Below are 14,593 nucleotides of genomic sequence, written 5' to 3' on the forward strand. Positions count from 1 at the left end.
GCCTCGGACTCAGTTGTCCCGGTAGCTCTCCAGCAGCCGCAGCCACACTTCGCTGATCGTCGGGTACGACGGCACGGCATGCCACAGCCGGCTCACCGGCACCTCTCCGGCGACGGCGATGCTCGCCGAGTGGATCAGTTCCCCGACGCCCGGGCCCACGAAGGTCACGCCGCGCAGGATCTCGCGTTCCACGTCGACGACCATGCGGGCGCGCCCCCGGTAGCCGTCGGCGTACAGGCCCGCTCCGGCGACCGAGGAGAGGTCGACGTCGACCGCGCGGACGCGGTGGCCGGCCTGCTCGGCCTCCGCCAGGGAGAGCCCGACGGCGGCCGCCTCCGGGTCGGTGAAGACGACCTGGGGGACGGCCGAGTGGTCGGCGGTGGCGGTGTGGGCGCCCCAGGCATGGGACTCCAGGGCGGATTCGCCGGAGGCGCGGGCGGCGATGGCGGCGCCCGCTATGCGGGCCTGGTACTTGCCCTGGTGGGTGAGCAGCGCGCGATGGTTGACGTCGCCGACCGCGTACAGCCAGTCGGTGCCGGTGACGCGGAGGCTGTCGTCGACGGAGAGCCAGGAGCCCGGTTCGAGGCCGACGGTGTCGAGGCCGATGTCGTCGGTGCGGGGGGCGCGGCCGGTGGCGAAGAGGATCTCGTCGGCCTCGATGCGGTCACCGTGGTCGGTGACGGCGACGACCGTGTCGCCCTGGCGGGTCACCGACTCGACCGAGGTGCCCGTACGGACGTCCGCGCCGGCCTCGATGAGCGCCTCGGCGACCAGTTCGCCGGCGAAGGGCTCCATGCGGTTCAGCAGGCCCTTGCCCCGGACCAGGACGGTGACCTGCGAGCCGAGGGCCTGCCAGACGGTGGCCATCTCGGTGGCGACCACACCACCGCCCACCACGATCAGCCGACCGGGCACCTCCTTGGCGCTGGTGGCCTCCCGGCTGGTCCAGGGCCGCACGTCGGCGAGTCCGGGCAGGTGGGGCAGCTGGGCACGGCTGCCGGTGCAGGCGGCGACGGCGTGCCGGGCGGTGAGGGTGCGCTGCTCGCCGTCGGGGCCGGTCACGACGACGGTGCGCGGTCCGGCGAGGCGGCCGTGGCCGCGGTGGAGGTCGGCGCCGATGCCTTCCAGCCACTGGACCTGGCCGTCGTCCTTCCAGTGCGATGTGTAGTAGTCCCGGTGGGCGAGGACCGCGGGCGCGTCGAGGTCGCCCTGCACCGACTGGCTCAGGCCCGGCACCCGGCGGGCGTCCGCGCGGGCGATGACCGGACGCAGCAGGGCCTTGCTGGGCATGCAGGCCCAGTACGAGCACTCGCCGCCGACCAGTTCGCTCTCCACGACCGCGGTGGACAGGCCGGCCGCGCGGGTGCGGTCGGCGACGTTCTCCCCCACGGGCCCGGCACCGAGCACCACGACGTCGTAAGCGTTGGAATCCGTTTCCGTCATGGGGTCAGTCTGGTGGGTGGTGTGGTCCGAGGCCACATGGGTACGCACGCCGTTACATGATCGGCCACGCGCGGAATACCCGACGGTCCGACCGTGTTTCCGCCGACGGCCTCACCCCACACCAGGAAGTAGGGATCACGCCATGAACCAGACCGTGGAGCTCACCAAGGAGAACTTCGACCAGACGGTCACGGACAACGACTTCGTCCTGATCGACTTCTGGGCGGCCTGGTGCGGGCCGTGCCGCCAGTTCGCCCCGGTCTACGAGAAGGCGGCGGAGGAGAACCCGGACCTGGTGTTCGGCAAGGTGGACACCGAGGCGCAGCCTGAGCTGGCCGCCGCGTTCGGCATCCAGTCGATCCCCACGCTGATGATCGTGCGCGACCGGGTCGCCGTGTTCGCGCAGCCGGGCGCCCTGCCCGAGGCCGCGCTGGCCGACGTCATCGGCCAGGCCCGCAAGCTCGACATGGACGAGGTCCGCAAGGCGGTCGCCGAGCAGCAGGGGCAGGAGGGCGGCGGACAGTAGGGCCTGGTTGAGGCCTTGAGCCGCGAATAAACACTCAGAGGCGAGTGCGCGCTCAGAAGGGGTACGTCGCCACGTCCGCGCGTACCGTCGTCCAGCGCAGGTCGGTGAACGCCTCCAGGTTGGCCTCACCGCCGAAGCGGGCGCCGGTGCCGGACGCGGCGACCCCGCCGAAGGGCGCCACGGCCTCGTCGTTGACGGTCTGGTCGTTGATGTGGACGATGCCGGTCGGGATCCGCTCGGCCAGTTCGAGTCCGCGGGCCGCGTCGCGGGTGACGATGCCGAGGGCGAGCCCGTACGGGGTGCGCGCGGCGAGGTCGGCCGCCTCCTGGACGCTCTTGAAGGACCGTACGGGCGCGACCGGGCCGAACACCTCCTCGGCGTAGGCGGGGGTGTGGTCGTCGACGCCGGCGAGGACGGTCGGCCGGTAGAAGAGGTGCTCGTAGCTGCCGCCCGCGGCCAGCCGGGCGCCCTCTGCCCTGCTCGACTCCACCAGCCCGTGCACCTTGGCCAGTTGCTCGCGGTCGATGACCGGGCCGAGGTGGACCCGGTCGCGGTGCGGGTCGCCGACGGCCAGCGAGTCGGCCCGGGCGGCGAGCCGCTCGACGTACTCCTCGTACAGCGACTCGTGCACCAGGTGGCGGCCGGTCGTCATGCAGATCTGGCCCTGGTGGAAGAACGAGCCCCATGCGGCCGTGCCGATCACCGCGTCGAGGTCGGCGTCGTCGAGCACGATCAGGGCGGAGTTGCCGCCGAGTTCCAGGTGGGCGCGTTTGAGGTGGCGTCCGGCGGTCTCGCCGACCGCGCGGCCGGCCGCGGTGGAGCCGGTGAAGGAGATGACCGGCACGCGCGGGTCGGCGACCAGTGCCTGGCCCGCCGCCGGGCCGCCCGGCAGCACATGCAGCAGGTCCTCGGGCAGGCCCGCCTCCGCGAGGACGGCGGCCAGGGAGAACCCGCCGCAGACTGCGGTGCGCGGGTCCGGTTTCAGCACGACGGCGTTGCCGAGCGCGAGGGCCGGGGCGACGGACCGGATGGCCAGGATCAGCGGCGCGTTGAACGGGGCGATCACGCCCACGACGCCGACCGGGACCCGCCGTGTGTACGACAGCCTGGGCACCTCGCTGGGCAGCACGTGCCCGGTCGGGCGGGAGGCCAGCCCGGCGGCCTCGTAGCACTCCTGGGCGGCGACATGCAGCTCGAAGTCCGCCTTGCCGGGGATCGAGCCGGACTCGCGGACGAGCCACTCGCGCAGCTCGTCGGCGTGCGCGGTGAACAGGTCCCCGGCCCGCCGCAGCACTCCGGCCCGCACGAAGTGCGGAACGCGGGCCCACTCGCCCTGGGCGGCGAGGGCGGCCTCGGCGGCGGAGGCGATGTCGTCGGCGGTCGCGAGGCGGGCGTGGCCGAGCGTGTCCCCCGTGGCGGGCTCGATGACGGCGTACTCGTCGCCCGCCAAGGGACGGGGCTGCCAGGTCGTGGGATCGAGCAACGGCATCGCGGCTCTCCGTTCGGGTCACCGGCGGTCATGCGCGTACGGGAAACGCCTCGCCGGTCACACGGATGTCAGGCACACCTTCGAGTATGCGTCGGCCGTCCCGGCGGAGCAGGACGTCAGCGTCCGGGCCGAGCAGAACGTCAGCTGGAGTCGCGGTGCACCACCGCGGCGCCCAGTACCTCGTGCCGCTCGGGTGCGGTGCCCGGGTCGCGCACCGCGCGGTCGACCAGTTCCGCGAGTTCCCGGCCGGACGGCAGTTCGATGTGGACGGTGCTGAGCCGGGGCCGCAGCAGCCGGCCCAGCATCAGGTCGTCGGCGCCGATCATCGCCGTGTCCTCGGGGATCCGCACACCCTCGTCCTGCAGGGCGCGCATCAGCAGCATCGCGTACTCGTCGTTGTACGCGAAGACCGCGTCGAGGCCGAGCGCACGCCAGCGCGCGGCGAGACGGGCGGCGGCCTCCTCCTCGTAGGCGAGGGGCAGTTCGGTGACGACCGCGTCCGTGCCGTGCACGGCCTGTCGAACGCCGTCCAGGCGGGGCGCGGAGTATACCTCCAGGCCCGGCTCCTCGGGGACGACGACGCCGATCCGGCGGCGCCCCCGCTCGTACAGGTGGCGGCCTGCCACCCGGCCGACGGCCGCGTGCTCCATGAGCAGGGCGTGCGCGCCCTCGACGCTCGCCGGTCCGAGGGTGACGACGGCACGGGCGCCGGAGCGCTTGAGCACCGCCACGCCCTGCGGGCCGAGGCCCTGGCCGGGCACCAGCACGGCCACCGGCCGCAGCTCGGCCCAGGCCCGGGCGGCCTCGTCGCCGTGCAGGCCGAGGGTGCCGTACTGGACGACCGTGTAGTCGAGGCGGCTCAGGGCCCACTGGAGCTCGTTGATGAACTGGCTGTAGAGCGGGCCGGCCGGGATGGCCGGGGCGGGCATCAGGACCATCCGGCTGTGCCCGGCGCGCAGGCTGCGGGCCCCCGCGTGCGGGACGTAACCGAGTTCCTTCGCGGCCTCGTGGACCCGGCGGCGCGTGGGCTCGCTGATCCGTACGGCACTGGTGTTGTTCAGGACGTACGAGACGGTCGCGCGCGAGACGCCGGCCAGCCGGGCCACATCCGCGCTCGTGGGCACGGAGCGCTGGGCGGGCGGCGCGGACGCGGGCGTGTTCGGTATCTGCACCATCACGCACCGCATCTTGGCAGAGGCGGCGGGGCGTGCCTCGGGCGGGGGAACGTGCTATTCCATTCAACGAACGCGGCCGCCACGCACGCCTGAGGACCGGGACGCCGGCACGTCATCAGGCCGCACCCAGCTCACCGGGCCGCCCGCACGTATGCGGGCCGCCCCACCTGAGCAGACGCCCCACGTCAGCAGGCGTACCCACCCGGCAGGCCCCCCACGTCAGCAGCCGCCCCCACCTCAGCAGGGCGGCTCAACGCCGGGCTGCTCGACGGCGGAGGGCAGCTCGATCCGGACCCCGGCGGGCGGGGACTCGGTGCGCGTCACCCGTGCCACCAGGTCGATCCACCCGGCCTCCAGCCGCTCCAGCGGCATCCCGCAGTTCTTGGTCAGGTGATGGACGAGGGCGGGGTCGAGGTAGCCCATCAGCGTCTGGGCGAGCAGTTCGCAGTCCGAGTCGGGGACCACCTGCCGCAGCAGCATGATCAGGTGGCCGTTGCGCAGCAGCCGGGGCGGCGGGGTGTACCGGCGGTCGGGGCCGCGCTCCGCGGCGAGCTGGAGGTCCAGTTGCTCCACCGACCACCGCAGCGACGCACAGCCGAACGCGCGCAGCCGCTCCACCGGCGGCGCGCCGGGCCCGAGCGGCGGCGGCCCGCCGAGGAACGCGGCCTGGAACTTCTTCTCGGAGTGGTCGAGCAGTGCCGTCAGCAGCCCGACCCGGTCCCCGAAGCGGCGGAAGACCGTTCCCTTGCCCACCGACGCGGCCGCGGCCACCGCCTCCATCGTGAGCGTCGCCGCGCCGTGCTCCGCGACCAGCCGCCCGGCGGCCTCCAGCAGCCGGGCACGGTTGCGCGCGGCGTCCGCGCGCAGGCACTGCTCCTCGACCGACGGGCCGAGATCGAGCAACTCGGGTGTCTCCAGGGACTCGTGGGGCTCCGGGATGGGCGGCAGGGAGGCGGACATGAAGACAGGGTAAAGCAGCGGGAAGAAATTGGACCGCGGTCCGGTTAGGTGCTACAACATTAAACGGACCTCGGTCCGGATTCTCACTCGTGTTACGTCCCCCCAGGAGTTCCCATGTCCGTACGCATCCTCGCGCTCGTCGGCAGCCTCCGCGCCGGTTCGCACAACCGCCAGCTCGCCGAGGCCGCCGTCAAGTTCGCCCCCGAGGGCGTCGACGTCCAGCTGTTCGAGGGCCTGGCCGAGGTCCCCTTCTACAACGAGGACATCGACGTCGAGGGCTCCGTCCCGGCCGCCGCCGCCCGCCTGCGCGAGGCCGCCGGCTCCGCCGACGCCCTCCTGCTGTTCACGCCGGAGTACAACGGCACCATCCCGGCCGTACTGAAGAACGCCATCGACTGGCTGTCCCGCCCGTACGGCGCCGGCGCGCTCACCGGCAAGCCGGTCGCCGTGGTCGGTACCGCCTTCGGCCAGTACGGCGGCGTCTGGGCGCAGGACGAGACCCGCAAGTCGCTGGGCATCGCCGGCGCCAAGGTGCTGGAGGACGTCAAGCTCTCCATCCCGGGCTCCGTGACGCGTTTCGCCGAGACCCACCCGGCCGACGACGCCGAGGTCGCCGCGCAGCTCACGGAGGTCGTGGCGCGCGTGCACGGTCTGGCGACCGACCAGGCCGCCTGATCGCAAGCCCTGAACCCGGCCGGCTCCGACCCGCACTGAGCGGGGGTCGGGGCCGGCCGCCTGCGTTCGCGCCCAGCCCGGCAAGACGCTCCGTACAGGCCGCCGTCGACCGCCTCCCCCGGGCAGATCCGAACTCACCGGCGCCGTGGCCGCACGCCGCCTTCAGACGCCCTTCCCCTACAGACGCCCTCCCCCTGACATACCGGGCATATCGCCCAAGGTATTGCCCTTCCCTCCCTGCTCTGCGTAAGGTCACGCCGTTCGTCGAATCGATTCGATGAATTCGACGAGCCCGACGAGCCCACTGCGGGCGGATGGAGGCGGGGATGACCACGATCAAGGACGTCGCCGAGCGGGCAGGTGTCGCGCCGAGCACCGTTTCCTACGTCCTGAGCGGGTCCCGCAAGATCTCCGAGGACACCCGGCGCGCGGTGCAGGCCGCGATCGACGAACTCGGATACCACCCACGCGCGAGCGCCCGGACCCTGCGCAGCGCCCGCACCCGGGTGCTCGCACTGGCCGCGCCGCGCGTGCCCGGGGCATACCGGGCGATCGACGGGCGGTTCGCGATCGACGTCACCGACGCCGCCCGCGGGCACGGGTACGACGTGCTGCTGATGACCGACAGGGACGGCGTCGGCGGGCTGCGCCGGGTGGCCCGCAGCGGGCTCGCGGACGCCGCGGTGCTGATGGCGGTCGAGGACCGCGACCCCCGTGTCGAGATCCTCGGCGAACTGGGCTTCCCCGCGGCACTGCTCGGCCGTGACGATCACGCGCAGCTGCCCTGGACCGACCTCGACTGGGAGGCCGCCGTCGCCCTCGCCGTGTGCGAGACCGCCGCGGCCGGGCACCGGCGGATCCTCTTCCTGTCGTCGGCCGAGCACGAGATCGCCGCACGCCGCGGTTACGCACTGCACGGCCTGGACGGCGCCCGGCGCGCGACCGCCGAGACCGGGGCCGAGGTGCGGGTGGTCCCGTCCCACCGCGACCCGGACGTCCTCGCCCGGCGGCTGCGCGAGGCGCTGACCGCGCGTCCTGCCCCGACCGCGCTGGTCGTCCAGCACCTGATCCTCCTGCCCCGCCTGCTGGACGCGGTGGCGGCGGCCGGGCTGCGGGTCCCTCACGATCTGACGGTCGTGCTCGTCGGCAGCCTCCCGGACGAGCCGGCTGTCCGGCATCTGCCGCGGATCGACCTGCCCGTGGCGGAGATGTCCACGGCCGTGGCCCGGCTCGCCATCGACGCGATCGACGCCGACGGCGACGCCCGGCCGCCGTCCGGCCCGCCGCACCACCTGATCCAGCCGCGATTGGCCGGTCCCGCCATTGCCCCACCGCCACACGGCTGACCACCGGACCACCGCATGTCCAGAGCTGCACATGTAACGGAGAGCGAACTATGCCGTCCATAGCAGGACGCATCAGAAAAACCGAAACAACAAACGCAACAATCAAAACAAAGAGAACGGGACGCGCAGGCGTCCCCGCCCTCGCCGCAACCCTCGCCTGCACCACCCTCGCGCTGGGCCTGACCGGCTGCGCCGCGGAGCCCGACCCGGGCACCGTCACCGTCCTCAACTCGGCGACCGACACCGCCGAGCACACCGCCAACCAGCGCTTCTTCGACCGCTGCAGCAAGCCGCTCGGCCTGAAGGTCGAGCAGATCAGCGTCCCCGCCGACCAGATCGCCTCCAAGGCGCTGCGGATGGCGTCGTCCGACTCGCTCACCGACATCCTGGAGCTGGACGGCTCGGAGCTGCCCCAGTTCGCTCAGACCGAGGGCCTGCGGCCGCTCGACGCGGTCGGGGTCGACACCTCCGGCCTCTCGGCGAGCGCGAAGTCCCTCGGCTCGTACGACGGCACCCAGTACGGCATCGCCCGCTCCGTCAACTCCCTGGCGCTGATCTACAACACCAAGCTGCTCAAGGACGCGGGCATCGCCCCGCCCACCACGTGGGAGGAGCTGCGGACCGCCGCGAAGAAGCTGACCGCGGGCGACACGTACGGAATGGCGTTCAGCGCGAGCCCGAACGCGGACGGCGTCTACCAGTTCCTGCCGTTCTTCTGGTCCGCGGGCGGTGACGAGGCCAAGATCGACAACGGCAAGGGCGAGGCCGCGCTCCAGCTGTGGAAGGACCTGGTCGCGGACGGCTCCGCCTCCAAGTCCGTCGTCAACTGGAACCAGCAGGACGTCAACGACCAGTTCATCGCGGGCCGCGCCGCCATGATGATCAACGGGCCGTGGCAGGTGCCGGTCCTCAGCGCCCAGAAGAACGTGGACTGGGCGGTCGCGAGCATTCCGGTGCCCGAGGCGGGCAAGCCGGCGGTGCCGCCCATCGGCGGCACCGTCATGGCCGTACCGAAGAACGACGAGGACCCGGCCCGCGAGAAGAACGCCGGCAAGGTCCTGAACTGCCTCAACTCCGAGAAGAACCAGCTGGAGTGGGGCGAGTCGGTCAACAACGTGCCCACCCGCGCCGCGGCCGCACAGGCGTACGCGCAGCAGAACCCGAAGCTCGCCGCCTTCGCCGAACTCGTCACCACGGCCCGCTCCCGTACCGCGAAGGTCGGCACCGGCTGGCCGGTCGTCGGCGACGCGCTCGCGGGTGCCTTCCAGTCCGTGCTGACGGGCCGGACCAGTCCCGAACAGGCCCTGCACCGGGCCCAGCAGCAGGCCTCGGCGGGGAAGTGAGGAACCGGCCATGAGCACCATCACCTCCACCGCGCCCGCCACGGGCGCCCCCGCGGCGAAGTCCGCCGCCGGCCGTGCGCCGGTGCGCCGCGGGCTGCTGCGCTGGCTCTTCGTCGCCCCCGCGCTCGCCTACATGGCGCTCTTCTTCGGCTACCCGCTCGTCCGCAACATCGTGATGAGCTTCCAGCACTACACGCCGAAGACGTATTTCACCGGCGAGGCCCCGTTCAACGGCCTCGACAACTGGCGGGCCGTGTTCGCCAACGAGCTGTTCACCGGCGCCCTGTGGCACACGGCCGTCTTCACCGTCGGCTCGCTGCTCGGCCAGTTCACCATCGGTCTCGCCCTCGCCGTCTTCTTCTCCCGCCGCTTCCGGCTCTCCGGCTTCGTGCGCGCCATCCTGCTGCTGCCGTGGCTGGTGCCCATGGTGGTCTCCGCCGTCGTCTGGCGGCGCATCCTCGACCAGGACCACGGCATGCTGAACACCGCACTCCACGCGGTCGGCCTGGTCCCGCAGGACGGCGTCCCGTGGCTCAGCAGCCCCGGCGTGGCACTGCTGTCGGCGATCCTGGTCAACATCTGGATCGGCATCCCGTTCAACATGGTCATCCTCTACGGCGGCCTCCAGGAGATCCCGCGCGACCTGTACGAGGCCGCGTCGCTCGACGGTTCCGGCCCATGGCGGACGTTCCGCAGCATCACGCTGCCGATGCTGCGCCCGGTGATCACCGTGGTGCTCGTGCTGGGCTTCATGTCGACGGTGAAGATCCTCGACCTGATCCTGGCGCTGACCTCGGGCGGGCCCGCGGACTCCACACAGACGCTGGGCACGGTCACGTACCAGCTGTCCTTCCTCCAGCTCGACTTCGGCCAGGGCGCCGTGGTCGGCAATGTCCTGATCCTCATCAGCGCGGTCTTCGCCGTGCTGTACCTGCGGGCCAACCGCGCCGACTTCGGCAAGGGGAAGTGACCGACGATGAACCGACCGATGAACCGACCGGCGAACCCGCCGATGAACCGACCGGCGACCCGGCTCCGCATGCGTTCGGCGTGGAACACCACCGCCGCGCTGCTGATCCTCGCCGTGCTGCTCTTCCCGGTGTACTGGATGCTCAACACCGCCCTCCAGCCCGAGTCGAGCATCGCCGCCACCGAGTGGTTCCCCGCCTCACCGTCCCTGAAGAACTTCGACACGGCCATCAGCACCCAGGGCGGCTCGCTGCTCACCAGCTTCGTCGTCGCACTCGGCGCCGTCGTCGTCTGTCTCGCGCTCGCCGCGCCCGCCGCGTACGGGCTCGCCCAGTTCGGACTCCGCGGCGGCCAGGGCATCGTCTTCGCCACGCTCATCACGCAGATGGTGCCGGGCATCGTCATCGCCAACGCCCTCTACAGCGCCTACGCGCAGCTCGATCTCGTCAACTCCTATCTGGGGCTGATCCTGGCGGATGCCTCGCTCGGTCTACCGTTCGCGATCGTGCTGCTGCGGGCGTTCATGGTGTCGATCCCGAACGAGGTCGTCGAGGCCGCCATGGTGGACGGGGCGAACCGCTTCACCGCGTTCGTGCGGATCGTGCTGCCCATGAGCCGCAATGCACTGATCACGGCGGGACTGTTTACCTTCCTCTTCGCCTGGTCCGACTTCATGTTCGCGCTCACTCTCAACACCACGGACGACGTCAAGCCCATCACGCTCGGCATCTACCAGTTCGTCGGCGCACACGTCAGCGACTGGGGCGCGGTCATGGCGACCGCGGTGCTGTCCGCCGTACCGGCCGCGATCCTGCTCGTCGTCGCCCAGAAGTACATCGCCGCCGGGATCACCGGCGGATCGGTCAAGTAGGGCGGTTCCTCCCTGTGAGTTTCACCGAGTCCACCGAATTTCCCGAGTCCACCGAATTCCCCGAGTTCCCCGAGTTCCCCGACGGCTTCTTCTTCGGTGCCGCCACGGCCAGTTACCAGATCGAGGGCGCGTACGACGAGGACGGCCGAGGCCCGTCCATCTGGGACACCTTCTGCCGCGAGCCCGGGCGCGTCGCGGACGGTGCCACCGGTGACGTGGCCTGCGACCACTACCACCGCTACCGCGAGGACATCGCGCTGCTGCGCGAGCTGGGCGTGGACAGCTACCGCTTCTCCATCGCCTGGCCGCGTATCCAGCCGACCGGCTGCGGCCCGGCCAACGCGGCGGGCCTCGACTTCTACGACCGGCTCGTCGACGAGTTGCTGGCCTCCGGCATCTCACCCGCCGCCACCCTCTACCACTGGGACCTCCCCCAGGCCCTGGAGGACAAGGGCGGCTGGCGGGTGCGCGAGACGGCGGAGCGGTTCGCCGAGTACGCCGGGGTGGTCGCCGCCCGGCTCGGCGACCGGGTGGACCGCTGGATCACGCTCAACGAGCCGTTCTGCAGCGCCTTCGTCGGCTACGCGGCGGGCGCCCACGCCCCGGGCGCCCGCGAGGGCCGCGGCGCGCTCGCCGCCGCGCACCACCTGCTCGTCGGCCACGGGCTGGCGGTGCGTGCGCTGCGCACGGCGGGCGCACGGGAGGTCGGGATCACGCTCAACCCCGACCGGCTCCTGCCGGCCACGGACTCTCCCGCCGATCTGGCGGCCGTACGCCGCGTCGGGACGCTCCACAACGACGTGTGGTTCGAGCCGCTGTTCGCCGGGCGCTACCCGCAGCACGAGGCCGAGACCTGGGGCGAGCTGCTGCCCTCCGGCGGCGACTCGTACCGCCTCGACGGCGACCTCGACCTCATCGGCGCGCCCCTCGACTTCGTCGGCATCAACTACTACCGGCCGATCACCGTCGCCGACGCCCCGTACCGCGCCCCGGATCCGGCCACCCGCACCGCGGTCGACGTGCGGGCCGAGGAGACCTGGCGCGACGACGTCCGGCACACCACCATGGGCTGGCCCGTCGTCCCGCACACCTTCACGGATCTGCTGGTCGACCTGGCCAAGCGCTATCCCGCGCTGCCGCCGCTGCTGATCACCGAGAACGGCTCCGCGGAGGCGGACACCGTCGACGCCGACGGCCAGGTCCGCGACGCCGACCGCATCGACTACCTCCAGGCCCATCTGCACGCACTCGCCGACGCCCTGCGCGCGGGCGTCGACGTGCGCGGCTACTACGTGTGGTCGCTGCTGGACAACTTCGAGTGGGCCCGCGGCTACGGCCAGCGCTTCGGCATCGTCCGGGTCGACTACGACACGCAGACGCGCACACCCAAGGACAGCTACCACTGGTACCAGCGGCTGATCGCCGCGCACCGCGCCCGCACCACCCCTGTGAAGGACCCCCGATGAAGTTCACCGACGGCTACTGGCTGATGCGCGAAGGCGTCAAGGCGTCGTATGCCGCCGAGGTCGCCGACGTCCGCGTCGACAATGACCGGTTCACGCTCTATGCGCCCGTGCGGCACGTCACGAGCCGCGGCCAGACCCTCAACAGCCCACTGCTGACCGTCGAGTGCTGGTCCCCCGCCGAGGGCGTGATCGGCATCCGCTCCACCCACCACGCGGGCACCGCCGAGCGCGGCCCGCAGTTCGCGCTGCACGACCAGCCCGGCCACGCGGCGAAGGTCACCCGGGAGGGCTCGCAGCTGCAGCTGACGGCCGGGGAGTTGTCCCTGCACGTGGACACCGCGGCCCCATGGCGGCTGGACTTCACCGCGGACGGGCGCCTCCTGACCTCCGCACAGGCGCGCGGCACGGGTTTCGCGGTCGTCGGCGACGGCGGCCACCACTCGCTGGCCCAGCTCGCGCTCGGCGTCGGCGAGCTGGTGTACGGGCTCGGCGAGCGGTTCACACCGTTCGTGAAGAACGGCCAGACCGTGGACATCTGGCAGGCCGACGGCGGCACCGCCAGCGAGCAGGCGTACAAGAACGTCCCCTTCCACCTCACCAACCGCGGCTACGGCGTCTTCGTCAACCACCCGGGCAAGGTGAGCTACGAGATCGACTCGGAGGCCGTCGGACGGGTGCAGTTCAGCGTCGAGGACCAGTCGCTGGAGTACTTCGTCGTCTACGGCCCGACGCCCAAGGACATCCTGGACCGCTACACGGCGCTGACCGGCCGCCCGGCGCTGCCGCCGGCCTGGTCGTTCGGGCTGTGGCTGTCGACGTCGTTCACGACCTCGTACGACGAGGAGACGGTGAACCGGTTCGTGCGCGGGATGGCCGAGCGCGACATCCCGCTGGGCGTCTTCCACTTCGACTGCTTCTGGATGCGCGAGTACCAGTGGTGCGACTTCACCTGGGACCCGGAGGTGTTCCCGGACCCGGAGGGCATGCTGCGGCGGCTGAAGGAGGACCACGACCTGCGCGTGTCGGTCTGGATCAACCCGTACATCGCGCAGAAGTCCGCGCTGTTCGCGGAGGCCAAGCGGCACGGCTATCTGGTCCGCAGGGCGGGCGGCGACGTATGGCAGTGGGACCTGTGGCAGGCGGGCATGGCCCTGGTCGACTTCACCAACCCGGACGCACGGCAGTGGTACGCGGACAAGCTGCGCGCGCTCACCGCGCAGGGCGTCGACTGCTTCAAGACCGACTTCGGCGAGCGGATCCCGACCGATGTGGTCTGGCACGACGGCTCGGACCCGCAGCGCATGCACAACTACTACACGCAGCTGTACAACGAGACGGTCTTCGAGGTGCTGAGCGAGGCCCGGGGCGCCGGTGAGGCCGTGCTCTTCGCCCGCTCGGCAACGGCGGGCGGGCAGCAGTTCCCGGTGCACTGGGGCGGCGACTGCGAGTCGCACTTCGGCGCGATGGCCGAGTCGCTGCGCGGCGGGCTGTCGCTCGGTCTGTCCGGCTTCGGCTTCTGGAGCCATGACATCGGCGGCTTCGAGGGCACGCCGACGCCCGAGGTGTTCAAGCGCTGGGTGCAGTTCGGGCTGCTGTCGTCGCACAGCCGGCTGCACGGCAGCAAGTCGTACCGGGTGCCGTGGGACTACGACGAGGAGGCGGTCACGGTCACCCGTGACTTCACCCGCCTCAAACACCGGCTGATGCCCTACCTGTTCCGCGCGGCCCAGCAGGCGGCGGAGCACGGCACACCGATGATGCGGGCCATGCTGCTGGAATTCCCCGACGACCCCGCCTGCCACTCCCTCGACCGCCAGTACATGCTCGGCGACGACCTGCTCGTCGCTCCCGTCTTCTCGGCGGACGGCATCGTCGACTACTACGTCCCGGACGGCACCTGGACGCATCTGCTGTCGGGCGAACAGGTCCAGGGCCCCGGCTGGAGACGCGAGCGATACGGCTACGACAGTCTCCCCCTGCTGGCCCGACCCGGCTCGGTCATCCCGTACGGCGAGAGCGACGACGCGGCGGAGTACGACTGGGCGCACGGCGTGACCCTGCGGATCCACGCCCCGACCGACGGCACGACGGTCGTGACGCGGATCCCGGCCCAGGGCGGACGGGACGGCACGGCGGCCGTCTTCCGGACGACCCGCGACGGTGACACGGTCACGGTGGAGGCGGAGAGGGCGCCGGGACCGTGGCAGGTCCTGCTGGTAGGCGCGGAGGCGGCCGGATCGTCGGTACCGGCCGAGCGGACCGCGCTCGGCACGTTGCTCACCGCGCCTGCGGGCACGGCCGACGTCACGGCTCTCCTCACCGTGAGCTGA

At 71.8% G+C, this 14,593-nt stretch carries 12 protein-coding genes; 8 read left to right on the plus strand and 4 right to left on the minus strand.

Annotated features, from left to right (window positions below; genetic code table 11):
• Positions 1 to 9 precede the first annotated feature (9 nt).
• On the minus strand, positions 10 to 1,443 hold the full coding sequence (locus tag HJD23_RS02890; protein ID WP_171109561.1) for an NAD(P)/FAD-dependent oxidoreductase: 1,434 nt from the start codon (positions 1,441 to 1,443) through the stop codon (positions 10 to 12).
• Positions 1,444 to 1,585: 142 nt separating this feature from the next.
• On the opposite strand from HJD23_RS02890, the gene trxA reads away from it, so the two are divergent.
• Positions 1,586 to 1,969: a thioredoxin gene (gene trxA / locus HJD23_RS02895; RefSeq protein ID WP_171109560.1), complete on the plus strand. Its 384-nt coding sequence runs from the start codon at positions 1,586 to 1,588 to the stop codon at positions 1,967 to 1,969.
• 52 nt (positions 1,970 to 2,021) lie between these two features.
• On the opposite strand, the gene HJD23_RS02900 is transcribed toward trxA, so the two are convergent.
• From HJD23_RS02900 to HJD23_RS02910, 3 genes are all read right to left on the minus strand, one after another.
• Complete coding sequence (locus HJD23_RS02900; protein WP_171109559.1) at positions 2,022 to 3,458, minus strand: benzaldehyde dehydrogenase; 1,437 nt, start codon at positions 3,456 to 3,458, stop codon at positions 2,022 to 2,024.
• A gap of 140 nt (positions 3,459 to 3,598) precedes the next feature.
• Positions 3,599 to 4,633 carry a LacI family DNA-binding transcriptional regulator gene (locus HJD23_RS02905; protein WP_232107972.1) on the minus strand — a complete coding sequence of 345 codons (1,035 nt, stop codon included), beginning with the start codon at positions 4,631 to 4,633 and terminating at the stop codon, positions 3,599 to 3,601.
• A gap of 237 nt (positions 4,634 to 4,870) precedes the next feature.
• Entirely contained in the window at positions 4,871 to 5,593 is a 723-nt protein-coding gene (locus tag HJD23_RS02910) for a TetR/AcrR family transcriptional regulator (protein WP_171109557.1), read from the minus strand.
• A 114-nt stretch (positions 5,594 to 5,707) separates the two neighbouring features.
• Here HJD23_RS02910 and HJD23_RS02915 point away from each other — a divergent pair, with 114 nt between their 5' ends.
• From HJD23_RS02915 to yicI, 7 genes are all read left to right on the plus strand, one after another.
• The gene (locus HJD23_RS02915; RefSeq protein ID WP_171109556.1) at positions 5,708 to 6,268 is read left to right on the plus strand and encodes an NAD(P)H-dependent oxidoreductase; all 561 of its coding nucleotides are present in this window, start codon (positions 5,708 to 5,710) and stop codon (positions 6,266 to 6,268) included.
• A gap of 326 nt (positions 6,269 to 6,594) precedes the next feature.
• The gene (locus HJD23_RS02920; RefSeq protein ID WP_171109555.1) at positions 6,595 to 7,614 is read left to right on the plus strand and encodes a LacI family DNA-binding transcriptional regulator; all 1,020 of its coding nucleotides are present in this window, start codon (positions 6,595 to 6,597) and stop codon (positions 7,612 to 7,614) included.
• Positions 7,615 to 7,664: 50 nt separating this feature from the next.
• Positions 7,665 to 8,957: a sugar ABC transporter substrate-binding protein gene (locus HJD23_RS02925; protein WP_232107971.1), complete on the plus strand. Its 1,293-nt coding sequence runs from the start codon at positions 7,665 to 7,667 to the stop codon at positions 8,955 to 8,957.
• Between the two features lie 10 nt (positions 8,958 to 8,967).
• Complete coding sequence (locus HJD23_RS02930) at positions 8,968 to 9,927, plus strand: sugar ABC transporter permease (protein WP_171109554.1); 960 nt, start codon at positions 8,968 to 8,970, stop codon at positions 9,925 to 9,927.
• 42 nt (positions 9,928 to 9,969) lie between these two features.
• Positions 9,970 to 10,797: a carbohydrate ABC transporter permease gene (locus HJD23_RS02935; RefSeq protein WP_171111561.1), complete on the plus strand. Its 828-nt coding sequence runs from the start codon at positions 9,970 to 9,972 to the stop codon at positions 10,795 to 10,797.
• Positions 10,798 to 10,811: 14 nt separating this feature from the next.
• The gene (locus HJD23_RS02940; protein ID WP_171109553.1) at positions 10,812 to 12,263 is read left to right on the plus strand and encodes a GH1 family beta-glucosidase; all 1,452 of its coding nucleotides are present in this window, start codon (positions 10,812 to 10,814) and stop codon (positions 12,261 to 12,263) included.
• On the plus strand, positions 12,260 to 14,593 hold the full coding sequence (gene yicI / locus HJD23_RS02945; RefSeq protein ID WP_171109552.1) for an alpha-xylosidase: 2,334 nt from the start codon (positions 12,260 to 12,262) through the stop codon (positions 14,591 to 14,593). The genes HJD23_RS02940 and yicI overlap by 4 nt, the downstream gene beginning before the upstream one ends.

This window comes from Streptomyces sp. Z423-1, from assembly GCF_013009255.1.
GTDB lineage: Bacteria > Actinomycetota > Actinomycetes > Streptomycetales > Streptomycetaceae > Streptomyces > Streptomyces gossypiisoli.

Bases quoted from the DNA above. Each gene is read 5' to 3' on its own strand.
- HJD23_RS02930 (WP_171109554.1), top strand. From the start codon at position 8,968: ATGAGCACCATCACCTCCACCGCGCCCGCCACGGGCGCCCCCGCGGCG.
- HJD23_RS02910 (WP_171109557.1), bottom strand. From the start codon at position 5,593: ATGTCCGCCTCCCTGCCGCCCATCCCGGAGCCCCACGAGTCCCTGGAG.
- HJD23_RS02900 (WP_171109559.1), bottom strand. From the start codon at position 3,458: ATGCCGTTGCTCGATCCCACGACCTGGCAGCCCCGTCCCTTGGCGGGC.
- HJD23_RS02920 (WP_171109555.1), top strand. From the start codon at position 6,595: ATGACCACGATCAAGGACGTCGCCGAGCGGGCAGGTGTCGCGCCGAGC.
- HJD23_RS02925 (WP_232107971.1), top strand. From the start codon at position 7,665: ATGCCGTCCATAGCAGGACGCATCAGAAAAACCGAAACAACAAACGCA.
- HJD23_RS02935 (WP_171111561.1), top strand. From the start codon at position 9,970: ATGAACCGACCGGCGACCCGGCTCCGCATGCGTTCGGCGTGGAACACC.
- yicI (WP_171109552.1), top strand. From the start codon at position 12,260: ATGAAGTTCACCGACGGCTACTGGCTGATGCGCGAAGGCGTCAAGGCG.
- HJD23_RS02915 (WP_171109556.1), top strand. From the start codon at position 5,708: ATGTCCGTACGCATCCTCGCGCTCGTCGGCAGCCTCCGCGCCGGTTCG.
- HJD23_RS02905 (WP_232107972.1), bottom strand. From the start codon at position 4,633: ATGGTGCAGATACCGAACACGCCCGCGTCCGCGCCGCCCGCCCAGCGC.
- HJD23_RS02890 (WP_171109561.1), bottom strand. From the start codon at position 1,443: ATGACGGAAACGGATTCCAACGCTTACGACGTCGTGGTGCTCGGTGCC.
- trxA (WP_171109560.1), top strand. From the start codon at position 1,586: ATGAACCAGACCGTGGAGCTCACCAAGGAGAACTTCGACCAGACGGTC.